The sequence below is a fragment of the Streptomyces sp. NPDC020875 genome (genome assembly GCF_040641415.1).
Classification (GTDB): Bacteria; Actinomycetota; Actinomycetes; order Streptomycetales; family Streptomycetaceae; genus Streptomyces.
This window is the reverse complement of the sequence record NZ_JBFADP010000035.1, coordinates 87,635-94,450: the sequence shown is the minus strand read 5'-3', so window position 1 is coordinate 94,450 and position 6,816 is coordinate 87,635. Positions and strand designations below refer to the sequence as shown.

Sequence of the window (6,816 nt, the reverse complement as noted above, 5' to 3'; positions counted from 1 at the left end):
AACTGACCTATCCGCTCGGCGAGAAGCCCGGCTTCCGACTGAAGGCCGTCAACTCTTCGAGCGGCGACTGCAAGGTCGACCTGGGCCGGTCCTCGCCGCCTCCAGGGCCTCCTCCTGACGTGGCAGCAGCACCCCGGCGAGGAGGACGGCGGCGCAGCCGGTGAGCAGGATCGAGGTAATGAGCCAGCCGCTGCCCAGGACACCGAGGCTCTGCCCGGTGGCGAATCCGAAGACGGGCACCGCGATACCGACAGCCGCGTACACCCGGCAGATCCGGTGCAGCGTCCGCAGGGTCGCCAGGGGCCCCGGTGCACGGGGGGCGGCCCGCACCCGGCGCAATGCCTCGGGGAACATGCTCGCGGCGACGGTGACGGGGCCGACGGCGCATATCGCGGCCAGGACGTGCAGCGAGAGAAAGAAATCGGTCACGGGGAAGTACTCCGGTTCGGCGAGGGGCGGCCCGAAGGGCGCCCCGTACGTTCGGACGCCACCGGCCGCGGCCCGGGGAGCCGGGGCGGAGTTCATCGGGGCCGGGCGTGTTCCCGGCGGGGGCCGGCGCGTCCTCGGGCGGGTACCGGTCTCGTCCGGTACGGGAGGGGACCGGCGGCGGGTTCCCCCGGAGGCCCGCCGCCGTGGTGTTCGCACGCGGTCAGATCGTGCTGGGCACCCGGCCCTCGGCCCGCCAGACAAGCCCCTGGCGTTCGTGCCCCAGCAGCTTCTCCGCCGCCCGGGCCACCCGGGGGCCGTAGCTCCGCTCCAGCAGATGAATACCGAGATCGATACCGGACACGAGGCCCGAGGCGGTAACCAGATCACCGTCGTCCACGACCCTGGCGTCCACCGCCCGGACCCCTTCGGCCTCCAGCAGCTTCAGATCGTCCCGGTTCCAGGTGTGGTGGGTCGTCGCGTGACGCCCCTTGATGAGACCCGTCGCGGCCAGCATCAGCGAGCCCGCGCACACCGTGGCGACCGTGGTGTCCGGCCGCTCGACGGCCTCCTTCAGCAGCCCGGGCAGTTCGGTCCCCAGCGCCCGCTCCACATGACGGGCGATGCTGTCCACGCGCCGCGCGAGGTCGGAGTCGTCGGGAGCGTCGATCCGCCCGGCCGCCCCCGGAACGACGATCAGATCCGCGCGCTCGGGCGACAGCCGCCCGTACGCCCGTACCGTCAGCGGTGGTGTGCCACTAGGTACGTCCCGGGGACCCTCCGCCGTCACCACTTCCACCGTGAGATCACCATCGGTGAACAGCCCGCCCGCGAAGAGCACCTCATAGGGGCCCAGAGCGTCCAGGGGATCGAAGCCGTCGAAGAGAACCACCTGTGCCAACATGCCGCACCACTCCTTGTCATTGCCCGCACGGGAAGGCGAACGCCGCAAAACTACGGCGCCCGCCACCGTCCCGAGCAGTGGCAAAAGTGCCCCCCTCCACTGGATTCCGGCCAGCCGGATCGTTCTCGCCGTACGGAGTCCACGAGGTCACTCGCCCCCGGCCCCCGGCTGTCCGGCCCCGGCCTCGTCCTGCTTGCCGAGCCGGCTGTGGCGGCGGCCGTAGAGGTAGTAGACGATCACGCCGAGCGCCATCCAGCCGCCGAACCTGATCCAGGTCTCGGTGGGCAGATTGAGCATCAGCCAGAGGGACGCGGCGACCGAGGCGATCGGCAGCCAGGGCACCAGCGGGGTGCGGAAGGCGCGGGGCAGGTCGGGGCGGGTGCGGCGGAGGATCAGTACGCCCAGGGCGACCACCACGAAGGCGAAGAGGGTGCCGATGTTCACCAGGACCGCCAGCTCCTGGATGTTGGTGAAGCCCGCGATGATCGCGATGGCGACGCCGAGGAGGACGGTGGCGCGGTAGGGGGTGCGGAAGGTGGGGTGGGTACGGGAGAAGAAGCGGGGCAGCAGCCCGTCCCGGCTCATCGCGAAGAACACCCGGGTCTGGCCCAGCAGCAGGATCAGACAGACCGACATCAGTCCGATGACGGCGCCGAAGCTGATGACGCCCGCGTACCAGGGGTGGCCGGTGGACTTGAAGGCGTCGGCGAGCGGGGCGTCGACGGACAGCTCCGAGTAGTGCTGCATCCCGGTGACGACCAGGGACACGGCGACGTAGAGCACGGTACAGATGAGCAGGGAGCCCAGGATGCCGCGGGGCATGTCGCGCTGCGGCAGCCGGGTCTCCTCGGCGGCGGTGGCGACCACGTCGAAGCCGATGAAGGCGAAGAAGACGATGGACGCGGCGGTGAAGATGCCCATCACACCGAAGTTGGTGGGGGCGTAGCCGAACAGCAGCTGGACCAGGGGTTCCTGGAGTCCGGAGCCGCCGGTCTGCGGTTCGGCCGGGGGGATGAAGGGGTCGTAGTTGGACGCCTTGACGAAGAACGATCCGGCGACGATCACGATCAGTACCACCGCGAGTTTGATCGCCACGATCAGTCCGGTGACCCGGGCGGAGAGCTTCATGCCCAGGACCAGGACCACCGTCAGCGCCAGGACCAGCAGAAACGCCAGCAGGTCGAAGCCGAAGCCGGTGACGTCATTGGTCCCGGAGAGGGCGTCGGGGAGCTGCCAGCCGATGTTGTCCATCAGGGACCGCAGATAGCCGGACCAGCCGACGGCGACCACCGCCGTGCCGAGGGCGAATTCGAGGACGAGGTCCCAGCCGATGATCCAGGCGGGGAGTTCGCCGAGGGACGCGTAGGCGAAGGTGTAGGCGGATCCGGCGACCGGCACGGTGGACGCGAACTCGGCGTAGCAGAGGGCGGCCAGCGCGCAGACGATCCCGGCGGCGACAAAGGCGAGGGCGGTGGCGGGGCCCGCGTTCTCCTTGGCGACGGCCCCGGTCAGCACGAAGATGCCGGTACCGATGATGACCCCGACGCCGAAGACCGTGAGATCGAGCGCGGAGAGGGACTTCCTGAGCGCGTGTTCCGGCTCCTCGGTGTCCCGGATGGACTGCTCGACGGTCTTCGTACGGAACGCGCCCGCCCTGGGCGCGGGGCCGGTCTGAGTACTCACCGTGGACCTCCAGATCTGTCGTCCCGACATGATCGGGACGACCCGTGGTCCACCGGGGTCCGGTACGGCTGGGTTTCACGCGAATGGGCCGGTAGGACCACCCGTCAGGGGTGTTCCTGCCCGGCCCTTCGCGGATCGGTTCCGGAGATCAGTCCCGGACGGGTTCGACCGCCCCGGCCTCTTCCGTAGCCGCGTCGACCGTGCCGTCGAGCCGGGCGACGAGACCGGTGACCTGCCGGGCGATGTCCGGCGCCGTCAGACCGATCTCGGTGAGCAGCTCGGCCCGCGAGGCATGGTCGAGGAACCGCGGCGGGATACCGAAGTCCCGCAGCGGTACGTCGACCTGGGCGTCCCGCAGGGCCTGGGCGACGGAGGCGCCCACCCCGCCGGTACGGACGCCGTCCTCGACGGTGACCACGACCCGGTGGCGGTCGGCCAGCGGCACGATCGCCTCGTCGACGGGCTTGACCCAGCGGGGGTCGATCACCGTCGTGGAGATGCCCTGCCGGTCGAGGAGGGCGGCGATCTCCAGACACATCGGGGCGAGCGCGCCGACGGAGACCAGCAGCACGTCCGGGGTGTCGGTACCGGGCTCGCGCAGGACGTCCATCCCGCCGATCCGGCCGACGGCCTTGACGGCGGGGCCCACCGCGCCCTTGGAGAAGCGCACCACGGTGGGCGCGTCGTCGACGCTGACGGCCTCCCGCAGCTGGGCCCGGACCTGGTCGGCGTCGCGCGGGGCGGCGATCCGCAGCCCGGGGACGACCTGGAGGATCGACATGTCCCACATCCCGTTGTGGGAGGGGCCGTCGGTGCCGGTGATCCCGGCCCGGTCGAGGACGAAGGTGACCCCGCAGCGGTGCAGGGCGACATCCATCAGGACCTGGTCGAAGGCGCGGTTGAGGAAGGTCGCGTAGACCGCGAAGACGGGGTGCACCCCGCCGGTGGCGAGTCCGGCGGCGGAGGCCGCGCCGTGCTGCTCGGCGATGCCGACGTCGTAGACCCGGTCGGGGAACGCCTTGGCGAACTTCTCCAGGCCGACGGGCTGGAGCATGGCGGCGGTGATCGCCACCACATCGGGCCGCTCCTCGCCCAGCTTGACCATTTCCTCGCCGAAGACGGAGGTCCAGTCGAGGCCGGAGGAGGCGATGGGCAGACCGGTGTCGGGGTGGATCTTGCCGACGGCGTGGAAGCGGTCGGCCTCGTCCTGGAGGGCGGGCTGGTAGCCGCGGCCCTTCTCGGTCAGGCAGTGGATGATCACCGGGCCGTTGAACCGCTTGGCGCGGGCCAGGGCGGACTCCAGGGCCTCGATGTCGTGCCCGTCGATGGGGCCGACGTACTTCAGGCCGAGGTCCTCGAACATGCCCTGCGGGGCGATGAAGTCCTTGAGGCCCTTCTTGGCGCCGTGCAGCGTCTCGTAGAGCGGCTTCCCGACGACGGGGGTGCGGCCGAGGATGTCCTTGCCGCGGGCGAGGAACCGCTCGTAGCCGTCGGTGGTGCGCAGGGTCGCCAGATGGTTGGCGAGGCCGCCGATGGTCGGGGCGTAGGAGCGCTCGTTGTCGTTGACCACGATCACCAGGGGGCGGTCCTTGGCGGCGGCGATGTTGTTCAGCGCCTCCCAGGCCATGCCGCCGGTGAGGGCGCCGTCGCCGATGACGGCCACCACGTGGTCGTCCTTCTTCAGCACCTCGTTCGCCTTGGCGAGGCCGTCGGCCCAGCCGAGGACGGTGGAGGCGTGCGAGTTCTCGATGACGTCGTGGTCGGACTCGGCCTGGGAGGGGTAGCCGGAGAGGCCGCCCTTCATCTTCAGCCGGGAGAAGTCCTGGCGGCCGGTGAGCAGCTTGTGCACATAGCTCTGGTGGCCGGTGTCCCAGAGGATCCGGTCCTTCGGGGAGTCGAAGACCCGGTGCAGGGCGATGGTCAGCTCGACCACACCCAGGTTGGGTCCGAGGTGGCCGCCGGTCTTGGCGACCGCGTCCACGAGGAAGGTCCGGATCTCCGCGGCCAGCTGAACCAGCTGCTCCGGGCTGAGCGTGTCCAGATCGCGCGGTCCCCTGATACGGGTAAGCAGCGTCACCCGTGCCTCCTTGCGTGTTGAGCTGGGCGTATGAGCTGGTCGTGTCGTCGCCGTCGAGCCGGTGATCTGACCGAGTCTAGTGTTTGGGCGGTGCGGCGCGACCGAAGGGGCGGGCTGTCACCGCACGAACAACTGAACGCCCCTGTGGGTGAACGGTGCCACCGGGCCGTTCACCGGATGGTGTGAGGCACGTCTCAGCGCCGCCCGGGCGTGGCGGGCCCGGGCCGGCCGGGCACGACGGGCCGGGGCCGGGCCGCCGGGGCGGGGGCGGCGGGCCCGTCCGCCGGAGAGCGGCGGCCCGGGTGGTCCGGAGTGTCACGTTCCGTACGGTACGGTGCCCGGCCCCGCGCGCGTCGCCCGGCCCGCGCGTCATGCCGTACGGCCCACCGGGCCCAGGAGCCCGGACGGCCCACCGGCCCCGCGCGTCAGGCGCGGCCCGCCGCCTTCTGGGTACGGCGGGAGACGGAGTCGATCACCACCGCGGCCAGCAGCACCCCGCCGGTGATCATGTACTTCACGGGTTCGGCGATGCTCTCCAGCTGGAGCCCCTTCTGTATGGAGACGATCACCAGCACCCCGAGCAGGGCGGACCAGGTCCGGCCCCGGCCGCCGAAGAGGCTGGTACCGCCGATCACGGCGGCGGCGATGGAGGACATCAGCAGATCGCCGGAGCCCGCGCCCTGATTCGCCGCGTTGATCTTGGAGGCGAGCATCAGCCCGCCGGACGCGGCCAGGGTCCCGGCGATCGCGAAGACCGCGATCCGGACGGCGGACACATCGATCCCGGCCCGCCGGGACGCCTCGATCCCGCCGCCGAGGGCGAACACCCGCCGCCCGAAGACGGTCCGCCGGAGCACGAAGTCGGTCCCGGCCACCACCGTCAGAAGGATCACCAGGGCGAGCGGCAGGCCCTTGTACTGGTTGAGCAGGTACGCGACCGGATAGCAGACGGCCGCCAGCAGCGCCGTCCGCAGCAGCAGCTCGCCCGGCGGCCGGGACGGCACCCCGGCCGCCGCCCGGCCGCGGGCGCCCAGCAGGGCGGCGGCGCCGTATCCGGCGACGGCGAGGGTCGCCAGACCGTAGGCGGCGGCGATATCGGAGAAGTAGTGGGTGGTGAGCCCGGCGATCAGTCCGCTGTCGTCCAGGTTGATGGTGCCGTTGGCGCCCAGGATCTGGAGCATCAGCCCGTTCCAGGCCAGCAGGCCGGCCATGGTCACCACGAACGCGGGTACCCCGATCCGGGCGAAGAAGAAGCCGTGGACCACCCCCGCCACCGTGCCGGACAGCACGGCCAGGACGAGGGCGAGCCATTCCGGGACGCCGTGGGTGATGTTCAGTACGCCGAAGGCCGCGCCCGCGAGCCCGCTCACCGAGCCCACGGAGAGATCGATCTCGCCCAGCAGCAGGACGAAGACCACCCCGACCGCGATCAGCCCGGTGCCCGCGATGTCGACGGAGATATGGGAGACGTTCTGCGCCGACATGAACGCCGGGTTCAGGATCTGGAAGGTCGTACAGATCACGATCAGACCGGCCACGACCGGTACGGAGCCCAGCTCGCCGGAGCGCATCCGGCGCCGGAACCCGGCGGCGTATCCGGCGAACCCCCGCTCACGGACGAGCAGCCGGGGGTCGACGGCGGAGGTCTCGTCCGGGGCGGTGGCCGGGGCGCCGGCCGAGGGCGGCCGGCCGCCGCGCATGGCCGGGAACACCTTCCGTACGGCGG

At 71.2% G+C, this 6,816-nt stretch carries 4 protein-coding genes and 1 pseudogene; all 5 read right to left on the bottom strand.

Features of this window, described 5'->3' with window-relative positions; all coding sequences use genetic code 11:
* Window positions 1-99 precede the first annotated feature (99 nt).
* Window positions 100-429 (bottom strand): annotated as a pseudogene (locus tag AB0G74_RS21100) (hypothetical protein); the annotation flags it as partial.
* Window positions 430-649: 220 nt separating this feature from the next.
* Window positions 650-1,330 (bottom strand): DJ-1/PfpI family protein, encoded by a 681-nt coding sequence (locus tag AB0G74_RS21095; RefSeq protein ID WP_361148419.1) that lies wholly within the window; start codon window positions 1,328-1,330, stop codon window positions 650-652.
* 147 nt (window positions 1,331-1,477) lie between these two features.
* Window positions 1,478-3,013, bottom strand: coding sequence for an amino acid permease (locus AB0G74_RS21090; protein ID WP_361148417.1), 1,536 nt, complete (start codon window positions 3,011-3,013; stop codon window positions 1,478-1,480).
* A 148-nt stretch (window positions 3,014-3,161) separates the two neighbouring features.
* Window positions 3,162-5,090: a 1-deoxy-D-xylulose-5-phosphate synthase gene (gene dxs / locus AB0G74_RS21085; RefSeq protein WP_361148415.1), complete on the bottom strand. Its 1,929-nt coding sequence runs from the start codon at window positions 5,088-5,090 to the stop codon at window positions 3,162-3,164.
* 425 nt (window positions 5,091-5,515) lie between these two features.
* Complete coding sequence (locus AB0G74_RS21080; protein WP_361148427.1) at window positions 5,516-6,790, bottom strand: sugar ABC transporter permease; 1,275 nt, start codon at window positions 6,788-6,790, stop codon at window positions 5,516-5,518.
* Between the last annotated feature and the right edge of the window lie 26 nt (window positions 6,791-6,816).

What these genes read in the sequence shown, in the direction of transcription:
- AB0G74_RS21080 (WP_361148427.1), bottom strand. Translation starts at nt 6,790, where the DNA reads ATGCGCGGCGGCCGGCCGCCCTCGGCCGGCGCCCCGGCCACCGCCCCG.
- AB0G74_RS21095 (WP_361148419.1), bottom strand. Translation starts at nt 1,330, where the DNA reads ATGTTGGCACAGGTGGTTCTCTTCGACGGCTTCGATCCCCTGGACGCT.